Source organism: Fulvivirga sedimenti (genome assembly GCF_020328055.1).
Genome location: NZ_JAIXNE010000006.1, coordinates 36378 through 55669, shown reverse-complemented (window position 1 = coordinate 55669; position 19292 = coordinate 36378). Strand labels below are relative to the sequence as shown.

At 45.6% G+C, this 19292-nt stretch carries 18 protein-coding genes; 9 read left to right on the top strand and 9 right to left on the bottom strand.

Annotated elements, in window-relative coordinates:
* The first annotated feature begins 5 nt into the window (after positions 1–5).
* Both LDX50_RS26210 and LDX50_RS26205 read left to right on the top strand, forming a co-directional pair.
* Positions 6–1520: a toxin-antitoxin system YwqK family antitoxin gene (locus LDX50_RS26210; RefSeq protein WP_225699252.1), complete on the top strand. Its 1515-nt coding sequence runs from the start codon at positions 6–8 to the stop codon at positions 1518–1520.
* 29 nt (positions 1521–1549) lie between these two features.
* A complete protein-coding gene (locus LDX50_RS26205; protein WP_225699251.1) occupies positions 1550–2107 on the top strand; it encodes a DUF2911 domain-containing protein in 558 nt (185 codons plus the stop codon).
* On the opposite strand, the gene LDX50_RS26200 is transcribed toward LDX50_RS26205, so the two are convergent.
* Entirely contained in the window at positions 2097–3773 is a 1677-nt protein-coding gene (locus LDX50_RS26200; protein ID WP_225699250.1) for a TolB-like translocation protein, read from the bottom strand. The two genes, LDX50_RS26205 and LDX50_RS26200, sit on opposite strands and share 11 nt — an antisense overlap.
* Positions 3774–3882: 109 nt before the next feature.
* On the opposite strand from LDX50_RS26200, the gene LDX50_RS26195 reads away from it, so the two are divergent.
* A complete protein-coding gene (locus LDX50_RS26195) occupies positions 3883–4665 on the top strand; it encodes an alpha/beta fold hydrolase (RefSeq protein WP_225699249.1) in 783 nt (260 codons plus the stop codon).
* Here the strand turns inward: LDX50_RS26195 and LDX50_RS26190 are convergent.
* Together LDX50_RS26190 and LDX50_RS26185 are read right to left on the bottom strand one after the other, a co-directional pair.
* Positions 4662–4874, bottom strand: coding sequence for a DUF2905 domain-containing protein (locus tag LDX50_RS26190; protein WP_225699248.1), 213 nt, complete (start codon positions 4872–4874; stop codon positions 4662–4664). The two genes, LDX50_RS26195 and LDX50_RS26190, sit on opposite strands and share 4 nt — an antisense overlap.
* 38 nt (positions 4875–4912) lie before the next feature.
* On the bottom strand, positions 4913–5506 hold the full coding sequence (locus tag LDX50_RS26185) for a T9SS type A sorting domain-containing protein (RefSeq protein WP_225699247.1): 594 nt from the start codon (positions 5504–5506) through the stop codon (positions 4913–4915).
* 196 nt (positions 5507–5702) lie between these two features.
* On the opposite strand from LDX50_RS26185, the gene LDX50_RS26180 reads away from it, so the two are divergent.
* From LDX50_RS26180 to metK, 3 genes are all read left to right on the top strand, one after another.
* The gene (locus LDX50_RS26180) at positions 5703–6575 is read left to right on the top strand and encodes an AraC family transcriptional regulator (RefSeq protein ID WP_225699246.1); all 873 of its coding nucleotides are present in this window, start codon (positions 5703–5705) and stop codon (positions 6573–6575) included.
* A 45-nt stretch (positions 6576–6620) separates the two neighbouring features.
* A complete protein-coding gene (locus LDX50_RS26175) occupies positions 6621–7328 on the top strand; it encodes an SAM-dependent methyltransferase (protein WP_225699245.1) in 708 nt (235 codons plus the stop codon).
* Positions 7329–7399: 71 nt separating this feature from the next.
* Positions 7400–8656, top strand: a complete 1257-nt coding sequence (gene metK / locus LDX50_RS26170) for a methionine adenosyltransferase (RefSeq protein WP_225699244.1) — start codon at positions 7400–7402, stop codon at positions 8654–8656.
* A gap of 5 nt (positions 8657–8661) precedes the next feature.
* Here the strand turns inward: metK and LDX50_RS26165 are convergent, their stop codons facing one another.
* The 5 genes from LDX50_RS26165 to LDX50_RS26145 all read right to left on the bottom strand — a co-directional run bounded on the left by LDX50_RS26165 (position 8662) and on the right by LDX50_RS26145 (position 12478).
* Positions 8662–9723: a mechanosensitive ion channel family protein gene (locus tag LDX50_RS26165; protein WP_225699243.1), complete on the bottom strand. Its 1062-nt coding sequence runs from the start codon at positions 9721–9723 to the stop codon at positions 8662–8664.
* A gap of 63 nt (positions 9724–9786) precedes the next feature.
* Entirely contained in the window at positions 9787–10080 is a 294-nt protein-coding gene (gene hpf, locus LDX50_RS26160) for a ribosome hibernation-promoting factor, HPF/YfiA family (protein ID WP_225699242.1), read from the bottom strand.
* A 24-nt stretch (positions 10081–10104) separates the two neighbouring features.
* Positions 10105–10986, bottom strand: coding sequence for a tyrosine-type recombinase/integrase (locus tag LDX50_RS26155; protein WP_225699241.1), 882 nt, complete (start codon positions 10984–10986; stop codon positions 10105–10107).
* Between the two features lie 68 nt (positions 10987–11054).
* Positions 11055–11249 carry a 30S ribosomal protein S21 gene (gene rpsU, locus LDX50_RS26150; RefSeq protein WP_225699240.1) on the bottom strand — a complete coding sequence of 65 codons (195 nt, stop codon included), beginning with the start codon at positions 11247–11249 and terminating at the stop codon, positions 11055–11057.
* Positions 11250–11317: 68 nt separating this feature from the next.
* Positions 11318–12478: an acyl-CoA dehydrogenase gene (locus LDX50_RS26145; protein ID WP_225699239.1), complete on the bottom strand. Its 1161-nt coding sequence runs from the start codon at positions 12476–12478 to the stop codon at positions 11318–11320.
* A 162-nt stretch (positions 12479–12640) separates the two neighbouring features.
* Here LDX50_RS26145 and LDX50_RS26140 point away from each other — a divergent pair, with 162 nt between their 5' ends.
* On the top strand, positions 12641–13954 hold the full coding sequence (locus tag LDX50_RS26140) for a UDP-glucose dehydrogenase family protein (RefSeq protein ID WP_225699238.1): 1314 nt from the start codon (positions 12641–12643) through the stop codon (positions 13952–13954).
* Complete coding sequence (locus tag LDX50_RS26135) at positions 13947–14939, top strand: UDP-glucuronic acid decarboxylase family protein (RefSeq protein WP_225699237.1); 993 nt, start codon at positions 13947–13949, stop codon at positions 14937–14939. Before LDX50_RS26140 ends, LDX50_RS26135 begins: the two co-directional genes overlap by 8 nt.
* Before the next feature lie 3 nt (positions 14940–14942).
* Here the strand turns inward: LDX50_RS26135 and LDX50_RS31060 are convergent, their stop codons facing one another.
* Positions 14943–17453 carry an AsmA-like C-terminal region-containing protein gene (locus LDX50_RS31060; protein ID WP_225699236.1) on the bottom strand — a complete coding sequence of 837 codons (2511 nt, stop codon included), beginning with the start codon at positions 17451–17453 and terminating at the stop codon, positions 14943–14945.
* A 105-nt stretch (positions 17454–17558) separates the two neighbouring features.
* Between LDX50_RS31060 and LDX50_RS26125 the strand changes: the two genes are divergently transcribed.
* Complete coding sequence (locus LDX50_RS26125) at positions 17559–19157, top strand: arylsulfatase (RefSeq protein ID WP_225699235.1); 1599 nt, start codon at positions 17559–17561, stop codon at positions 19155–19157.
* The last annotated feature ends 135 nt before the right edge of the window (positions 19158–19292 follow it).

Genomic DNA, 19292 nt, shown 5'->3' with positions numbered 1-19292 from the left:
AAAGTATGGCAAGAACAAATAGTACTAAAACAACAACTAACGATAATACACCCATGTCTGACTCTTTAGTTTTTTTACAAATATATCAACGTCAGCTGCAATTTAAAACTCCGGTCTTCTTTTTAAGCTTTTTTATTTTTCTCTTCTCAGGTATCTGCGTTTTCTCGCAGCAAAAACTTTATACCAGGGACAGTTCGGCATATGCGATCGGTGATTTGGTGGATGGTAAAAAATCCGGAACATGGCAGTTCTATACCGATTCTGATGTTCTGTTAGAGAGCGGCAAATTCGTAAACGATGTGCGCCAGGGTGAATGGAAGCTATTTTCAGGCGGGAGATTAGCCGGTGAGGTTTATTACGAGGATGGTAAGCCGGTTTACTACAAGGAATTGTATATGAACGGACAAACCTCCCTTGAAGGGAAACTGGTAGATGGTGAAAAGAGCGGGCCCTGGACGACATATTATCCGATGGGCAGCACCAAGGAGGTTATTCAATATGCCGATGGAAAAAAGAATGGCTTATACCGCTACTTCGAACCGGATGGGATGCTGAGTCTGGAGGTGATGTACAAGAACGACTCCACAGACGGCGTATTCAACCGATACAATTACAACCGTGATGTTATTGAAAAGGGTGAATTCGAAAACGGCGCGAAGGTGGGTCCTTGGCTGGCATATGATGACTTTGGGCAGGTGTATATGGAATCCTATTTTAAAAATGACAAGCCCGATAGTGTATGGCGGGAATTTCATTCTAATTCACGGCTCAGCAGTATTTCTTATTATGATAATGGGATACCGGTGGGCATCTGGGAGACCTATTATCGCAACGGGCAGCTGGATGAGCGGAAATACTTTAAAGACGGCTGGCAGGATAGCCTCTACTATAAATTCTACGATAACGGGAAGCAGGAGATCCTTGGGCACTTTGAAAATGGGTTACGTTCAGGATTATGGCAGTTCTACAGTCCGAATGGCATCTTGATCGAGGAAGGAACCTATAAGGACGGTGAGGAGGATGGAAAATGGTTTTCCTACTATGAAAACGGGGAGATAAAATCAATTGGGGCCTTTAACGACGGACTTGAAAATGGTTTATGGGGATTGTTTCATTCCAATGGAAAACTCATGCAGGAAGAGGAGTGGGATAATGGCAAGCTGATGAATATTTCCCCATATGTAACAATGAATGGTGATACACTCCAGGCGGGAAGCCTCAAAAATGGTGTAGGAAATAAGATCAATTATTATCCGAATAATTCAGCCGAGATAATTTGTGAGTTCAGAAATGGTATTCCGCATGGAAAATGGCTTTACTATTATGAAAACGGCACGAAGGCCGAAGAAGGATCCTTCATCAACGGGTTACGTGAAGGTGTCTGGACGTATTACTACGAAAATGGATCGATAGAGTCGCAGGGCCAATATAAGAATGGAGAAAAATCCGGTGAATGGCAGTATTTCGACCGGAGGGGCAACCTGCTGGATAAGGTCGACCATGATAAAGTTAATAATTGATTCTGACTGAACTAACTGATACCTAAACCATGAAAAAACTGGTAATAATCCTTGGCATATTAATCGCCGTTATCGTCATTTCGATGGTAGCATTGCGCCAGTACACGAAGTCTTTCAGTCCCGAGGATACGGCAACCATAGATATGGGAGAAGTTTCGGTAACTGTTCATTATTGCCGTCCGCTTGTCGGGGACAGGGAAATATTCGGGGAATTGGTACCATACGGAGAGGTTTGGAGAACAGGTGCCAATGAAGCTACTGTATTCAGGTCCACCAGCGATTTGCAGATTGGTGAGAACATACTGCCAGCCGGGGAATATTCTGTGTTTACTGTGCCTGGTCCTGAAAATTGGGATGTGATTTTCAACAGCGAAACCGGCCAATGGGGGATTTCAGTCATCAATGGGGGCAAGGCGAACCGAAAGGAAAAGAATGATATACTTACCACAACGGTTCCAGCCATTACAACCGATGAATTTTTCGAACAATTTACCATTTCATTGGAAGGAATGAGCGGCGAGATTGATCTCATTATCATGTGGGAAAACACCATGGTGGTGGTTCCTATGAATATCGTTACTCCTTAAAAATCGCAATAAGTCTTTCAGAAGAGGGTAATGTTTCGTTTTCTTCTTCTTCGCCGGTAACGGTTTCCTCGTGTTGCGACGGCTCGACCTTGGAAGGAATAATCCTTCGCGAAATGACATAATCCGTTGTATCTATACGCCGGGAATCAAGGAATGCGCGTACAACGGCCACCTGCTTTTCTGTCCGGTCATTATGATAAATGGTTTTAATGCTGAACCACTCCTTTGGCAGGGTAAGTGTGTCCGACAGTTCACTTATGATCTGAACGGAATCATTTTCCCAGAGTAGTTTTCGGCCAGCAATGCCCAGCGGGTCATTAAAAATCGTATCTGCAGGCGGCGTGAAGATAGTATCATATCTCACTTCTGTGAGATCGTTGTGCTGAATGGAATCCTCCCGGTAGGCCTGCTGACAGACTTCGAGGTGAATCTTGTGGTTGTTCAGACGGATGAGATCACCGATTCTACGCATTTCAAAAATGAATGCCGGCTGGATTTCATTGCCAGTGAATAGAATTTTTCCCGAAACAGTATCACCATTAGCAAGTGGTTTAATTTCTACAGGCAGGGATCTTCTGTCGATTCTGCCGATTTCATCCAGCTCCAGGACTTCAGAAAAGTATCCATACCCCGGTTTCTCAGGGCTTATCGACAGGTCGTAGGTACTTCCCTCCTTCAGAACTACAGAAAAACTACCCCCGTCTTTAAGCTCTTCATTCCAGAGCCGGTCGCGCTCTCCGACATCAAAAACAAGTAATTTTACGGGTTCGGGAGACGTAACTTTTCCGCTGATCCTGAGCACTTTGTCGGGCCTGAATTCTTCTGGGATCAGCTGTTCAATGAGTTCATAATTTCGGGGTCCTTTACGGCTTATGTACATATATCGCCCTTTGGCTGGAATACTCACAAAGGCGTCATCACGTTCTGTGTTAATGAAATCGAGTGGTACGGGATCCGACCAGCCGTCACTGGTTTTCTGCGTCATAAAGAGATCCAGTCCGCCCTTTCCCCCGAATTTATCAGAAGAAAAAATTAACGTTTCGCCATCTCCCAGGATTCTGGGGGTCTGTGAGTTTCCTGTATTGATGTTTTCGGGAAGCGGCTCGGGTGTTCCCCAGCGATTATAATTCCACTTGGAAACCATGATGCGGCAATTTTCAGCGCCACCATATTCAGCCATCTTTTCGCATCGCATAAAATACAGCAATTCCCCGTCCGGGGTTATGACCGGTGAACCTTCGTTTTCTTTTGAATTCAAGGGAGACCCGAGGTTGACGGGGTTAGTCCAGTCATTCCCTTTCCACTGGCTCATCCAGATGTCGAATCCGCCAAGCCCGGTTTTACGCGAGGTAATAAAAAGCTGATCACCCGTGTAGTTCAGGGAATATCCGCCCCTGAAATTTAACGTAGGCCTGTTAATGAGTTTGTTGATTTCCTTTCCGTCTTCCCACTCAAATCCTTCTCGCCTGGAATAATACATGATATGATGCCCGTCATCAGCGTAATCGGACAAATAGACCAGGGTCTTTCCATTTCCACTGATAAATGGAGCGTACAGATTGATGGAAGGTTGATTGATATTGGGTGGTAACGGACGTTCTTCCTGCTGTGCCTTAACAACAAACGGGAAAATGAATAAGATAAAAATTGCAGCTTTTTTAACCATGGCGTTAATATACAAAGGTTCACAGCTTGAAAACGGGCAAAAATCTCTCCAATCATTACGTAGGAGATCATCGGATATTGTATGCACCGTAAATCTCACTTTTAAATAGATGTGTATCTTTGGAGATATGGAATTGAATTATAAAAAACTGGGGGAGGGTAAGCCACTGATTATACTTCATGGGTTGTTTGGAACACTGGACAACTGGATGACGCTCGGTAAGTCCCTGGCAGAACACTACCAGGTTTACCTTGTAGACCAGCGAAATCATGGATTATCGCCGCATTCAGATCGTTTTAATTATGATGTAATGGCTGATGATCTGGCCGAATTTATAGAAATGCATAGAATCGAAAGGCCATCCATCATCGGACATTCCATGGGCGGCAAGACGGCCATGACCTTTGCATTACGTCACCCGGATATGTGGGATCATCTTGTTGTGGTTGATATCGCACCAAAGGTATACCCGGTTCATCATCAGCAGATTATTGATGCGCTTAAATCCCTGCCGGTTGAATCGATTACTTCAAGGAATGAAGCGGATGAGATGTTGTCACGCGATATTACAGATTTCGGACAGCGGCAATTTTTACTGAAGAACCTTCAGCGTAAAAAGGAGGGAGGTTTCGAATGGAAGATGAACCTGGAAGTTATAGAGAAGAATATAGAGGACATTGGTCGGGGTATGGAAGATCGGTTGACAACCGAAAAAAAGGTGATGTTTGTACGCGGGGCTAAATCCCACTATGTTAAGGATGAGGATTACATTCTGATCAATCAACTGTTTCCAACCGCAAGAATTGAAACTATAGCCGGTGCGGGACACTGGGTTCATGCCGAAAAGCCCGAAGAATTGCTGGATTTGTTAATGGATTTTCTGCGCTCTTAACGGGTGAGCCAGCGGAATATATAGAACAGGGCACTAAGTACAATGCTGATCAATATGCTTGTGGTAATGGGTATGTATATCCTTGTATTTCCCGAGACATAGGAAATGTCACCGGGAAGTTTGCCAAGCCAGTTGATCCGAACCCCGGATTGAATTGCGATCCCGATCAGAATAAGGATTATCCCAAAAAAAATGAGCCATTTTCCCATAACTAAATATAGGAAAATGGCTCGAATTGTTAGGTTAGTCAGATCGTTACAGTGTGAACAAATACGCGATCTGCTGTTTTAATGACTACCTGGTAATTACCGCTTGGCAATAGTGAGGTGTCATATCTTTTTACAACAGATTGTTTGTTCTCTATTTTGTCACTCGCCAGATTTTTACCACTCTGGTCATAAATCGAAAGAGAGACTTCTTCTCCATTCAGGTTCAGATAGGAGATATCCAGGTTATTTTCCTTTGAAATGACCGTGGGCTTGTAGATTGCCTTGCAATTCTCAGCGATGGATACTTCATTGTTCAGAATACTGAATGAATACTGTTTGATTTGATTCCCAAGTTCCACTTCGAAGATGTATGAACCGTCAGGCAGTTTTGAGAGATCAAATTTCCGCTTGAAGTCGTTCAATTGATCGGTCTTATCCCGAAACAGAACAACTTTATCGGTGTCGTAAATGGTTAACTCGGCAAGGTCTGATAATGAATCCATATATAAATGCAAACCTTGCTCTCCCGAACGTTCCAGCTTAATGAACGGTACACGGGATCCTGCGAACGAACCGGCCGCACTTAACAGAAGTGCACCCGCCATTGTGAAGGTTATGATTTTCTTTTTCATTATAAATTAGTTTTAGGTGAAAAAATCATTTGTACAAAGATATGGACGGGCGTCATCGAACTCTTCCTAGGAATTTGCGGATATATGTGTTATATTACCAGTATTTCTGAATAAGCATGTATATCAGGTTAATTTAGAACATAATTTGGTTAATTAACGCCATATCTTCACCCCATTTAAGTTCTAATTTCGTCCAATGAAAACAGTAAAACCTTTACTTGAAAAGATAGATCCCGGTTTTGGAAATTCGGTATTGATTCGTCAGTACGCAGATCCTTGCCGGAACAAAAGCCCGCTTTGGCATGTACATCCTGAGCTGGAGCTTGTATATGTGAACGGCGGCACCGGGAAGAGGCACATTGGCAATCAGGTATCATATTATCAAAATGGGGACCTGATATTTTTAGGATCTAATTTACCCCACTTCGGATTTACCGACCGTCTTACCGGCAATAAGTCGGAGACTGTTATCCAGATGCGCCAGGAATTCCTGGGCGAGGCATTTTTTGATGTTCCTGAAATGCACTCGATCCGGAAATTGCTGGATAGGGCGCAGCAGGGTATTGTTTTTCACGGTAAGACAAAGCGGCGTGTAGGGGCCAAAATGGAAAAGCTCAATAGTAAAGAGCCTTTTGAGCGAATAATTTCCCTGTTGAAGATTATGCAGGATCTGGCGACAACCAAGGAGTATTCGCTGTTGAACAGTGAACGTATTACCCTGGAGATTGAACCTCAGGATAATAAACGTATGAATCAGATCTTTGCGCATGTTCGGGAGAATTTTCAAAATTCCATTCCCTTGCCGGAAATCGCCGATCAGGTTAGCATGACGGTTCCGGCATTCTGCAGGTATTTCAAGAAGATATCCGGGAAGACCTTTACGCAGTTCGTAAATGAATACCGGCTGGTGCATGCTGTAAAGCTCCTTTCAGAGCAGCCAATCAGTATTACCGAGATTTGCTATCGGAGCGGATTTAATAATTTCTCTCATTTCAATAAGCAATTCAGGGAATTCACGGGCAAAAGTCCGTCTGCCTACAGAAATGAATTGAGGAAAGTGGTATCCTGACGCCAGTATTGGAAATAATAGCGGGTGCACTATCTTAGTGACATCATGAAGAAGGGCACCATCTATTTAATTCCCAGCAATGTCGCGGAAGGACATTTCGAAGTTTTATCGCCACAGGTGCATGAGCTGGCAGGTCGGCTGGATTTCTTTCTTGTTGAAAATATCCGGACCGCACGAAGATTCATCAGCGGTCTGCAGACGGGACAGGTAATTGAGGAACTTACCTTTAGAAAGGTTGATAAAAATACGTCTGACGAGGAAGTCGCAGTTATGATGAAACCGGTGCTGGAAGGCCGCGATGCTGGCGTTTTATCGGAAGCGGGGTGCCCCGGTATAGCAGACCCTGGCTCGAAGGTGGTTACATTTGCTCACAAACATGGTATGAAGGTCGTACCTGTGAGTGGTCCGTCGTCGATTTTTCTTGCATTGATGGCTTCCGGATTTAACGGACAGTCTTTTACCTTTCACGGTTATTTGCCAATTGAGGAAAAGAGCCGGGAGGCTGCGATACGCAAAATGGAGAAGGCTTCGATGGCCGATGGTTCGACACATATATTTATGGAAACGCCTTACAGGAATAAACAGCTTCTGGCATCCGTCCTGAAGGTCGCCTCAAAAAGCACACGTCTTTCGGTAACCCGGGATGTGACAGGTGACAGGGAGTGGATATTTTCGGGAACGATTCAGGAATGGACGGGCATTTCGGTTGATTTGCACAAAATTCCCTGCGTATTCCTACTCCAGGCGGGCTGATCTATTCCTGCTTTGATTTTCATATTTGTTATTAATTACTGTATTTTTACGCCGCTTTAAAAAGAATTTATATGCCTTATTTATTTACCTCAGAGTCTGTATCAGAGGGACATCCGGACAAAGTTGCCGATCAAATCTCCGACGCTCTAATTGATAATTTTCTTGCCTTTGATAAGAACAGCAAAGTAGCATGTGAAACACTGGTTACAACCGGACTTACCGTATTGAGTGGTGAAGTTAAATCGGAAGCGTATCTCGATGTTCAGCGTATTGCCCGTGATGTGATCAATTCCATTGGCTACACCAAGGGTGAGTACATGTTCGACGGCAATTCTTGTGGTGTTATTTCAGCTATCCATGAGCAGTCTCCTGATATCAACCAGGGTGTAGACCGCAGCAATCCGGAAGAACAGGGTGCCGGTGACCAGGGAATGATGTTTGGTTATGCCACCAACGAAACGGAGAATTACATGCCGCTGGCCCTCGATCTGTCACACAAATTACTAATTGAGCTCGCTGCACTCCGAAGGGAAAATAAAGACATTACTTACCTGCGGCCTGACGCCAAGTCTCAGGTTACGATTGAATATAGCGATGACAATGTTCCACAGCGAATTGTTGCCATTGTAATTTCTACGCAGCATGATGATTTCGCAGATGATGAAACAATGCTTGCACGCATCAAAAAGGATATGATCGAAATCCTTATCCCACGGGTGCGCCAGCAGCTTAAGCCGGAACTTCAGAAATTATTCACTGATCAGATCACGTATCACATCAATCCGACAGGAAAATTTGTGATTGGCGGACCTCATGGCGATACAGGTCTCACAGGCCGTAAAATTATTGTGGATACCTATGGGGGTAAGGGAGCACACGGTGGGGGTGCATTTTCCGGCAAGGATCCGTCTAAGGTTGACCGGTCTGCCGCGTACGCAACCCGGCATATTGCCAAAAACATGGTAGCAGCCGGAATAGCGGATGAAATGCTGGTTCAGGTTTCATATGCTATTGGTGTTGTTGAGCCATTGGGCATTTTTGTAAATACCTATGGTACTGCCAGGGTAGATATGACCGATGGGGAAATCGCACGTAAAATTGAGCAGATCTTCGATATGCGTCCGTATGCAATTGAAACCAGACTCAAGCTAAGAAATCCTATTTACCTTGAAACCGCCGCGTACGGCCATATGGGTAAAGAATCAAGGACAGTTACCAAAACCTTCAATTCACCCGAAGGAAAACAGGTAAGCAAGGAAGTTGAACTGTTTACGTGGGAAAAACTTGACTTTGTAGACAAGGTAAAGTCTGCATTTGGTTTGTCCTGACAAGCTCAGTCATTATGTAATTCAGCCCGGGTGCGCGGAAGTGCATCCGGGTATTTTTTTTGTACGAAATCAATCATCCTTTCCCGAACGAGGCAACGAAGATCCCAGGCCGTAGGCGAGTCGACCGCGGTCATCAAAAATCGCACGGTCATCGTTCTTTCATTGGTGTCTGATACCTGAACATTGCTTATCTGCTGGTCCCACAGCTTTGTGCCTTCCAGAATTGTTTTGAATTCCTTACGAAGTGCATCCACACTCACCGTATAATCGGTATACAGGTAAACAGCGCCGATGATTTGGGCGGAGTTACGTGTCCAGTTTTGAAATGGCTTATCTGTAAAATAAGTGATGGGCAGGACAAGCCGCCGTAGATCCCATATTTTTACCACCACGTAAGTGAGGTTAATTTCTTCAATCCAGCCCCATTCACCTTCAACAACAACAGCATCATCAATTTTTATCGGCTGAGTAAAAGCAATCTGAAATCCTGCCAGAAGGTTGGCAATTGTTTTCTGCGCGGCAAATCCAATGATGATACCGGCAACTCCTGCGGAGGTGAGGAGGGTGGTGCCGTATTTTCTGACCCCTTCGAAGGTGAGCATCATGATGGCTATTGCAAAAATGACCACAATGATCGTGGAAATCTTCCGGAGAAAAATAATCTGTGTCCTGGCCTGCCTCGCTTTGAGGTTGTCTTTACTGCTTATGTCATATTTATCGAAGAGTACATCCTGAACAACATGGATCAACCGAACAGCGACTACGGTGATCGATGCTACCGTTAATACATAGAGGATCTTATGGAATGTATTTTGCAGCTCTTCACTGATGTTGAGCTGGCCAAGCAATGAATTGAGAACAATGAGTGGTATGAAAATGAACAATGTTCCCTTCATACGTGATTGAAGTGAACTTATAATAACCCGGTCGTTGTCGGTGGATGAGAGCCTGTTCAATACATAAAAGAACAGCTGCCGGATGATCAGGCCGATAATAAAGGCGACTGCGAATATCACGATTCCGCCGAGTGCCGGGTGCATGTCACGAATAGGTTGCAAAATATCCATTGGATTAAAATATAAAAGGGCCCGGAGAAATCCGAGCCCTTTGGTATCTATTCGCCTGGGAAATCAGGCACTTTGTTTGACTTTAAATTTCCGTAACTGACGCCTCAAAGCTTCAGCTGCCTGATCTGTAGCCTCTTCGAACGTCTTTGCCTCTTCTTTTGCAAACAACTGATTTCCAGGGATATTCAATTTGATCTCGACCGTTTTATTCTCAACTTTTGAATTATTCAACCTCAGGAATACTTCACCGTCCACAATCTGATCGTAGAAGGTTTCAAGCTTATCCAACTTCTTCTGAATAAAATCCAGCAGTTTCTGGTCGGCGTCAAAATGAATGGAATGCATATTTAGCTTCATGATGTAAAAATTTAGAATGATAAACTAAGCTTTTGGGTGCGCCTTGTCGTAAGCTGCTTTCAGCTTTTCGATTGAATTATGGGTGTAAACCTGTGTGGCTGCCAGGTTTGCATGTCCCAGCAAATCTTTCACCGCGTTCAGTTCCGCACCTTTATTCAGTAAGTGAGTCGCAAATGTATGGCGCAATACATGGGGACTTTTTTTATCTGTAGTGGTAAATGTTTTCAGATAGTAATTTACAATTCTATATATAAACATTGGGTAACATTGTTCACCTTTTTCTGTAACGATAAGCGATTCATTTTCTTCTTCGAATGATTCATTTTTTCGTACAGCAAGGTAACTTTCAATTCCCGGCTGCAGACCAGGCGGGTAAGGAATAATCCGCTCCTTGTTTCGCTTGCCTAAAACACGCAGTGTTCCTGCATTTAATGAAACATCTCCCAACTTCAACCCGATGAGTTCCGACAGGCGTATTCCTGTACCATAAAGCAATTCCATAACAAGCCTGTCACGCCTGCCACTGAAGTCATCGGTAAATGACAGCTGATCCAGCATTTTCACCATTTCAGGTTCCGTAACAAACTGGGGAAGCCGCTTATTCACCTTGAGGGCTCTTATCTGCGACATGGGGCTTTTTTCAATTACGTTGTTTCGTAAAAGGAAGCGGTAATAACTCCGAAGAGTTGCAAGTTTCCGATTTACGGATCGAGGGGATAAGCCAGTTTCGGTAAGGGAAAAGAGCCATTGGCGAACTTCAAGTGTTGTCGCCCGCGAAGATTCTGTGGTATCAAATTCGTTCTTCAGGAATTCTTCAAATCGTAACAGATCATCTTTGTACGATCGTATGGTATGAGGACTGTACCTCTTCTCAAACTCCAGATATTTTAGGAAAGAATCCCGCATAAAAAAAAAGTACTACCCACATGTGAGTAGTACTAATATAACATTTTTGAGCGGGGATTTATTGCCGCTTAATAATTTTCTTCCATATATTTCTTCTGGCGATATTTTGCCTTCAGAACCTCAGTTCTGCGTGATACAGAAGGTTTTTCGAATGATGTCCTGGAGCGGAGCTCACGCAAAACACCTGTTTTTTCAAACTTTTTCTTGAAACGCTTCAGCGCTTTGTCAATGCTCTCGTTCTCTTTTACGTTAATGACGATCATAATACACCTCCTTTCAAATGGACTGCAAATCTATTGGGTTGGATGGAAAAAAACAAATTACATCCCGGCTATTTTAATATTTCCCTTGAAATAACCAGTTTCTGAATTTCGGAAGTTCCCTCACCAATCGTGCACAATTTAGCGTCCCGATAGAATTTTTCTACCGGATAATCCTTGGTGAATCCGTATCCTCCAAAGATCTGAACAGCTTCATTGGCATTTTCCACCGCAATTTCTGAGGCATAGTATTTTGCCATGGCTGAGGCCTGCGTTACTTTCCTGCCCTGATTCTTTAATTCTCCTGCCTGATGTGTGAGCAGTCTGGCCGCCTCAATTTTTGTAGCCATATCGGCTAGTTTGAAGCTGATAGCCTGAAATTTTGATATGGGCTGATTGAACTGCTGACGCTCCTTGGCATATTGCACCGAAGCCAGATACGCTCCTTCAGCGACTCCCAGGCTGAGTGCTGCAATACTGATACGTCCCCCATCGAGTACTTTCAGCGACTGAATAAACCCGTCTCCCACTTGTCCCAGGATGTTCTCTTCCGGAACACGGCAATTGTCAAAGAATAATTCGGCTGTTTCAGAGCCACGCATGCCGAGCTTATTTTCTTTTCGGCCTGGAGTAAAGCCTGGCGTACCTTTTTCAATAATGAAGGCAGTCATTCCGTGACTGTCACCGACCTCGCCGGTACGGGCGATTACAACAGCCACATCCCCTGATTTCCCATTGGTTATGAAATTTTTTGCACCATTAAGTACATAGTGATCACCGTCTTTTTCGGCAACAGTCCGCATATTTCCAGCATCCGATCCGGTATTGGGCTCAGTAAGTCCCCAGGCGCCGATCCATTCTGCGGTGGCGAGTTTCGGAAGGTATTTCCTCTTCTGTTCCTCATTACCAAATTGCATGATATGACCGGTACAAAGTGAATTGTGTGCCGCCATTGACAGTCCCACTGAGGGGTCAACTTTTGATAATTCCGCGATTGCCGTGATATATTCGTGATAGCCGAATCCTGATCCACCATACTCATGAGGCACCAGAACGCCCATAAGACCCAATTCACCGAGCTTTTTAAACAGGGACATGGGTATTTCCTGCTTTTCATCCCATTCCATAATGTTCGGCCTGATCTCCTTTTCACTAAAGTCACGAACCATGTCTGCGATCATGCGCTGGTTTTCCCGAACACTGGCCGGAATATCTGTAATTGTTTCTGTCATAATAACTTATCTTTTCAAGGCTGCAAAAATACATCTTTGCTACCGTTTCCCAAACGAATGTTAGTTCGTAATGTTTTAAGTTTTCATGAAAAATTACCTGATCCCGTGATATGTCCAATTAATCTTTATTTTTGTCGGGCAACATTCAATTAAAGAGTTTTCATGAAAATAGCAGTTATTGGAACCGGCTACGTCGGATTGGTCACTGGAACTTGTTTCGCCGAGACAGGCAACAATGTGACCTGTGTGGATATTGATGAATCCAAAGTTAAGAGTCTTCAGGCGGGAAAGATCACCATTTATGAGCCTGGGCTTGATGTCATTTTTGATCGTAATATCAAGCAGGACCGCCTGCACTTTACCACAGATCTCGCTGAAGGAATTAAAGGCGCCAAGGTTATCTTCCTTGCATTGCCCACACCTCCAGGTGAAGACGGTTCGGCAGATCTGAAGTATGTATTGGGTGTTGCAGAAGACCTCGGGCCTATCCTCGAAGATTACGCCGTAATTGTCGATAAAAGTACCGTGCCTGTTGGCACTGCCGAAAAGGTGAGAGATCGTATCGCAGTAAATGCAAAAGTGGAATTTGATGTGGTGAGTAACCCGGAATTTCTTCGTGAAGGGGTAGCCGTTGACGATTTCATGAAACCAGACCGTGTTGTGATCGGGACTACGTCATCGCGGGCCAGAAAAATCATGGAAACACTTTACGCACCTCTTGTGCGGCAGGGTAATCCGATCCTGTTCATGGATGAGAGATCAGCAGAGCTTACCAAATATGCGGCCAACTCATTCCTGGCAACAAAAATTACCTTTATGAATGAGATCGCCAATATGTGCGAGCTCCTTGGTGCTGATGTTGATGCCGTACGCAAGGGCGTGGGTACAGATACCCGAATCGGCAAACGTTTCCTCTTTGCAGGAATCGGTTATGGCGGAAGCTGTTTTCCGAAGGATGTGCAGGCACTGGCCAAATCAGCCCAGCAGGTTGATTATGATTTCAGCATCCTGAAATCAGTAATGGAGGTGAATGAACGGCAGAAAACAAAACTGATCCCGCGAATGAAGGAATATTTTGGTGGAGATCTGAGCGGCAAGACCATCGCAATCTGGGGATTGGCGTTCAAGCCTTACACCGATGATATCCGGGAAGCCCCGGCACTATATAACATCAATCAGCTGCTCGAGGCGGGCGCACGTGTAAAAGCGTATGATCCCGAAGCAATGGAAAACGTGAAGAAGGTAATTGGTGACAAGATCGAGTATTCTGATGATGCTTATGAAGCCGTCAAGGATGCGGATGCGCTTTTCATTGCCACTGAATGGCCGGTATTCAGAACGCCTGATTTCGACAAAGTAAGTGAGTACCTGAATAATAAAGTAATCTTTGATGGCCGAAACCTCTATTCTCTCGAAGAAATGAAGGATCTTGGCTTTACATATTTCAGTATAGGAAGAGAAAATATTTATGGCTAAGGAACGAGTTTTAATCACCGGGGCGGCCGGATTTCTTGGATCACATCTGTGTGACAGGTTCATTGCCGAAGGTTTTTATGTAATTGGTATGGACAACCTGATTACAGGTTCGCTGAAAAATATCGAGCACCTGTTTGGTCGGGATGATTTTGAATTCTATCACCATGATGTCTCGAAGTTTGTACATGTGCCCGGTGAATTGAAATACATCCTTCATTTTGCGTCTCCGGCAAGCCCGATCGATTACCTGAAGATTCCGATTCAGACATTGAAAGTGGGCTCATTGGGAACCCATAACCTGCTTGGCCTTGCAAAAGCAAAAAAAGCACGCATGCTGATCGCTTCAACATCCGAAGTTTATGGTGATCCACTCGTACATCCGCAAACAGAAGATTATTATGGTAACGTGAACCCCATCGGTCCGCGCGGAGTGTATGATGAAGCCAAGCGCTTCCAGGAAGCGATGACCATGGCGTATCATACGTATCACGGACTGGAAACACGGATCGTGCGTATTTTCAATACCTACGGGCCACGTATGCGATTGAATGATGGAAGGGTATTGCCGGCATTTATCGGACAGGCATTGCGGGGCGAGGACCTTACCGTATTCGGTGATGGTTCGCAAACGCGATCGTTTTGCTATGTGGATGACCTGATCGAAGGAATTTACCGGCTATTGAAAAGCGACTATGCCTATCCGGTGAACGTAGGGAATCCGGATGAGATCACCATCGGGGAATTTGCCGAAGAGATTATCAAACTCACGGGGACAGATCAGAAAGTGGTTTACAAACCCCTGCCAAAGGATGATCCGATGCAGCGCCAGCCGGATATTACCCGTGCTCGTGAAATTTTAGGTTGGGAACCCAAGGTTTCCCGGGCAGAGGGTCTGAAGATTACTTATGACTATTTCAGAAGCCTGTCGAAGGAAGAACTTTATACCAAGGAACACAATACGTTCGAAGGCTATGCCCGGAAGTAGGAATTAATTTTTATTTCCTTTTCCATCATCATCCCAGTCAAAGTATTCGTCCTCTTTCAGTTCAAGGGTTTCCTGTTCTTTACCCTTGTTTTTGAAAATGGTCTTTAACTCATCGGCCTCCTTTTTAAGGTCCTGGGAGATCTTTTTCTTGACATTCTCCTTGTCATAGTTCACATAATAATCGGATGTGGTTCCCACAATTTTAAGGAACAGCATAGCCCGGCCGGAGGCATCTTCTTCAATCGCACCAAAGGCTTCATCAGAATCACGGCGTTTCTTGCTCTGAAGCGGCGCCTGTACGCTATAGTTTATTTTCTGATCGAAGGTATGCGTACCGCTGATGACTATATCAGTCACATTGGATCCCACCTCCATTTTCGGAAGGTAAATGGTTTTGTCCCGGATCACTATATCGTTGGCCAGTTCAGAAAACCTCAAATGACGTAATTCACCCTCATCCAGGTAGGGTGCCAGTTTTTGCATCGGCTCGAAATTATTCAGCTCTCCATTCCGTATGGTGGCCGTAATATGGGAACGGAGGGTTTCAGGATACAATTTCAGCTGATCGCTCAATATCATCTCCGCATCCACCGTTGCATCAATATTTCCTTTTAAATGCCGATCTTCCAGAAAATTCTGGTCAAAGTTTTCGAATACATAAAAGATACTGTCGACCGCAATATGGTCTAGTTTGAAGTTGGTACTGATGCGGACAAGTTTCTTCTTACTCGCATCTGCCATGCCTGAAAGCTGCATCTTTCCGCCCATATTGGTAAAGGACAACCGGTCGGTAAAGGCGATCTGTTCCCGGATTTTCAGATCACCCCTGATATTGGTGGGATGGAATCTCCGGAAGTTTAGCCGGTCGATCTCACAATCAAAAAGTACCCGCAGGCGTTTTGAGATACCGAAAGAATAGCTGTCATTATTTTCCGAATCCTGCAAACTCAGGAGTTCATCCAGGTCGATCAGGTTTGATTTCAACCTCGCGTCCACACCTACAGGCTCATCTTCAAAAAGCAGGTAAGCAATTACGTTCTTAAAATAACCGTTAAGGAGGAAGTCACTCCTTCCGAATTTGCCGGAAACATCCGATAAAGCCAGGTCATTGTTGCTGAAGCGCAATCCGCCGTTCAGGTTTCGCAGGCCCGGTCCGATCTCTGTAAAGTCGAGGTAAATGGCATTCAGTGCGAGCTCCCCGGAAGTCTTCACGCGGTTGATGAATTTTTTGTACTTGAGCTGCTCAGGCTTCCCCTCGAAATTGATGTTGGCGAGTATGGTTCCCCGGCCCGAACGGATTCCCTTAACCGGGTAGAACTTAAGCATGGATTCCACATCCAGGTCTCCGTTGAATGAAAGTTGCAGGAAGGGATCCAGAAAATCCTGCCAGGATAGAGCTCCCGTAAACGGGGCACGGTTGAGTTTGCCCGCGACCGACGGCAATTCGAGCGATGCGCTGTGACTGTTCAGGACATCCTTCATCGCCAGCAATCCGGAAAGAGAAACATCATCGAGAGTCATTCCGGTGCCGCCGTGCCGGATGGTTGAATTTTTCATTCCGAATTTAATTGAAAGGGCAGGCCCTTTATTGTCCTCCCATTTTCCCTTCAGGCCGAGGTCGAAATGCACATTTCCTTCACTCACGTATTGCTGCAAAGTGCCTGTTGAGGCCTTCGGAAGCAGGGCGATGACGGATTCTACATTGAAGTCTTCCGAAGCGGCGTGAATGTCTATTTCAGGTGTATCCAGAAATGCATAAAAGCCGTTGAGTGAAAAAGGTTTATTCAGGGTTATGAGTTCCGCCTCCTGTATATCCACCAGCTTAATGGAATCATTATAGGCCAGCCGGGTCTGAAGTGAAAGATCAATCGCGCGGGCCATTTCCCATTTCCCTGAAATAATGGAATCTATATGTACCTGGCCATTTGCGGCAATATCATATGCCGGTCCGAATGCCGACAGGGATGCCGAAAGCTCACTTGAACGAACGGCAACGAGGACTTCGGTGCGTGCGTTGTCGTATTGGAAGCGCACATCACTGAGGTGTATTTGTGAGAGATCAAGGCGAACTCGTTCGCTTTTCACACTGTCTGAAGGTGCTTTAAAGATAAGGTAGTTGATATCCCCGCTCCGGCTAGTTTTCAGCTGGCATACCGCATTGGTGAGGGAAACCTCATCGATGGTGATGTCACCGAAAAGGGCACTAAAGGGATTGAAGGTAAAATCCATCCGTTCTGCAGAGAGCAGGTCATTTTCATGTCCGGGGAAAGAATCTTTGATCTTTACATCGTACATCAGGAGGCTGATGCGCGGGAAATGCGCCAGGGCGGAAACGTCCATACGTCCCACGTCAACCGGGGTATTGAGCGATTTATTCGCTTCCCGGATAAAGTGGTTGATCAGCCGGTCTTTATACAGGTAGGTGACAATAATGCTCGACACTACCAGCATTCCAACCACGATCAACAGTGAAAAAATGATCTTTCGAAAGACCTTCCTGATTACGCGTGACACGTGATGAAAAAATTTATTAGTAACAAACTACGTTAAACCCTTTGAAACATCAAACGAAGGCGGTTAATTAAAATTTCGGTTTGTCCTGAAATTTTATGTAATGCGATGAAATTATCGATAAAGCGTCCTTTTCAAATGCCCCGCTGCAGCCGCCTGTTTGTGTTGTTTATCATTGCACTTTCAGCCTGTAATCCCACAAAAGAGCCTGAAAAGCCAGTCCAACCCAATATCATCTACATTCTGGCCGATGATCTGGGTTACGGTGATGTGGGTGTATACGGACAGGAAAAAATTGAAACCCCGAACATCGATGCGCTGGCCCGCGGAGGCATGCTTTTTACCCAGCATTATTCAAGTGCTCCCGTATGTGCCCCTGCGAGGTATATGCTGCTTACAGGCAAACATTCGGGTCACGCCTATATTCGGGGAAACCACGAATGGGGCGAGCGGGGCGAGGTTTGGAATTACCGGGCGATGATCCGCGACTCCACACTGGAGGGACAGATCCCGGTTCCTGAAAATACGGTCACATTTCCTCAAAGATTGCAGCAGGCCGGTTACAGGACGGGGATGATCGGTAAATGGGGGCTCGGAGCTCCACATACGCATTCAGTTCCGAACCAGCTTGGATTTGATTATTTCTATGGGTATAACTGTCAGCGCCAGGCGCATACCTATTATCCGGTTCACCTGTATGAAAATGACCACCGCGTTTACCTGAAAAATGATACGGTAGCTCCTCATGAGCCTTTTCCTGAAGGTGCGGATCCGCTGGACCCGGAGTCGTATGCGCGATTTCACCAGGGGGATTACTCCGAGGACCGGATGTTTGAGGCGCTTTCGGGGTTTGTTTCGGATAATGCTGACCAGCCGTTCTTTATGTATTGGGCGACGGCAATTCCGCATGTGAGTCTGCAGGCGCCGCAGCGATGGATCGATTATTATGTTGAAAAATTCGGTGCTGAGGAGCCATACACGGGCACACGCGGATATGCGCCCCAGCGTTATCCAAGAGCGGCCTATGCGGCAATGGTTTCTTATCTCGACGAAAATATCGGGAAGCTCGTTCAGCAGCTGAAGGATGCCGGCGTTTATGAGAATACGCTGATCATTTTTACTTCCGATAACGGGCCGTCGTATGCGGGCGGGGCAGATCCGGGCTGGTTCAACAGCGGCGGACTGCTTCAGGAGCAGGAGGGCCGCGGAAAGGGAAATGTATATGAGGGTGGCATCCGGGTGCCGATGATTGCGAACTGGCCAGGCAAGATCGCCCCGGGATCCAGGACAGATCATCCTTCAGTTCATTATGATATGTTTGCTACGCTGGGCGATTTGCTGGAACTGGATGTTCCTGAGGATACGGATGGCATCAGCTTTCTGCCGTCGCTGTTGCAGGAAGGAGAGCAGGAAGCACATGAATTTCTGTACTGGGAATTTCCGGAGTATGGCGGACAGGTGGCCATCAGGATGCCTGCCGGCCGGGAAGGCGGGGCGGAGTGGAAGGTGATCCGACGCAATTTAAAGAACGACCAGGAGGCAACGCTGGAATTGTATGATCTTTCCAACGATCCGGGGGAGACAAAGAACCTGGCGGACCAGCATCCGGAAGTTATTGAGCAGGCCGCGGCGATCTTCGCACGGGAGCATCAGGATGCGGAAGTGGAGCGGTTCAGGATACCGATGGTGGAGGCAGGGCTGCGGTAGCCCTTATCTAGTCTGGTTGATGGCAGGTATGCTGCTGGATTGCTGACGCGATCCAGACAAAGCCTGCTCCACTGTAAAGGCGCAAGATCTTGCGCCTTTACAGTGCTTATTAACAAAAAAGCCACCGTTTCCGGT

Excerpts from the sequence above, each read along its gene's own strand:
- LDX50_RS26200 (WP_225699250.1), bottom strand. The coding sequence starts at position 3,773 with ATGGTTAAAAAAGCTGCAATTTTTATCTTATTCATTTTCCCGTTTGTT.
- LDX50_RS26125 (WP_225699235.1), top strand. The coding sequence starts at position 17,559 with ATGAAATTATCGATAAAGCGTCCTTTTCAAATGCCCCGCTGCAGCCGC.
- metK (WP_225699244.1), top strand. The coding sequence starts at position 7,400 with ATGCCTTATTTATTTACCTCAGAGTCTGTATCAGAGGGACATCCGGAC.
- LDX50_RS26190 (WP_225699248.1), bottom strand. The coding sequence starts at position 4,874 with ATGGGAAAATGGCTCATTTTTTTTGGGATAATCCTTATTCTGATCGGG.
- LDX50_RS26195 (WP_225699249.1), top strand. The coding sequence starts at position 3,883 with ATGTGTATCTTTGGAGATATGGAATTGAATTATAAAAAACTGGGGGAG.
- LDX50_RS26135 (WP_225699237.1), top strand. The coding sequence starts at position 13,947 with ATGGCTAAGGAACGAGTTTTAATCACCGGGGCGGCCGGATTTCTTGGA.
- LDX50_RS26210 (WP_225699252.1), top strand. The coding sequence starts at position 6 with ATGGCAAGAACAAATAGTACTAAAACAACAACTAACGATAATACACCC.
- LDX50_RS26185 (WP_225699247.1), bottom strand. The coding sequence starts at position 5,506 with ATGAAAAAGAAAATCATAACCTTCACAATGGCGGGTGCACTTCTGTTA.
- LDX50_RS26165 (WP_225699243.1), bottom strand. The coding sequence starts at position 9,723 with ATGGATATTTTGCAACCTATTCGTGACATGCACCCGGCACTCGGCGGA.
- rpsU (WP_225699240.1), bottom strand. The coding sequence starts at position 11,249 with ATGATCGTCATTAACGTAAAAGAGAACGAGAGCATTGACAAAGCGCTG.
- hpf (WP_225699242.1), bottom strand. The coding sequence starts at position 10,080 with ATGAAGCTAAATATGCATTCCATTCATTTTGACGCCGACCAGAAACTG.
- LDX50_RS26180 (WP_225699246.1), top strand. The coding sequence starts at position 5,703 with ATGAAAACAGTAAAACCTTTACTTGAAAAGATAGATCCCGGTTTTGGA.
- LDX50_RS26155 (WP_225699241.1), bottom strand. The coding sequence starts at position 10,986 with ATGCGGGATTCTTTCCTAAAATATCTGGAGTTTGAGAAGAGGTACAGT.
- LDX50_RS26145 (WP_225699239.1), bottom strand. The coding sequence starts at position 12,478 with ATGACAGAAACAATTACAGATATTCCGGCCAGTGTTCGGGAAAACCAG.
- LDX50_RS26205 (WP_225699251.1), top strand. The coding sequence starts at position 1,550 with ATGAAAAAACTGGTAATAATCCTTGGCATATTAATCGCCGTTATCGTC.
- LDX50_RS26140 (WP_225699238.1), top strand. The coding sequence starts at position 12,641 with ATGAAAATAGCAGTTATTGGAACCGGCTACGTCGGATTGGTCACTGGA.
- LDX50_RS26175 (WP_225699245.1), top strand. The coding sequence starts at position 6,621 with ATGAAGAAGGGCACCATCTATTTAATTCCCAGCAATGTCGCGGAAGGA.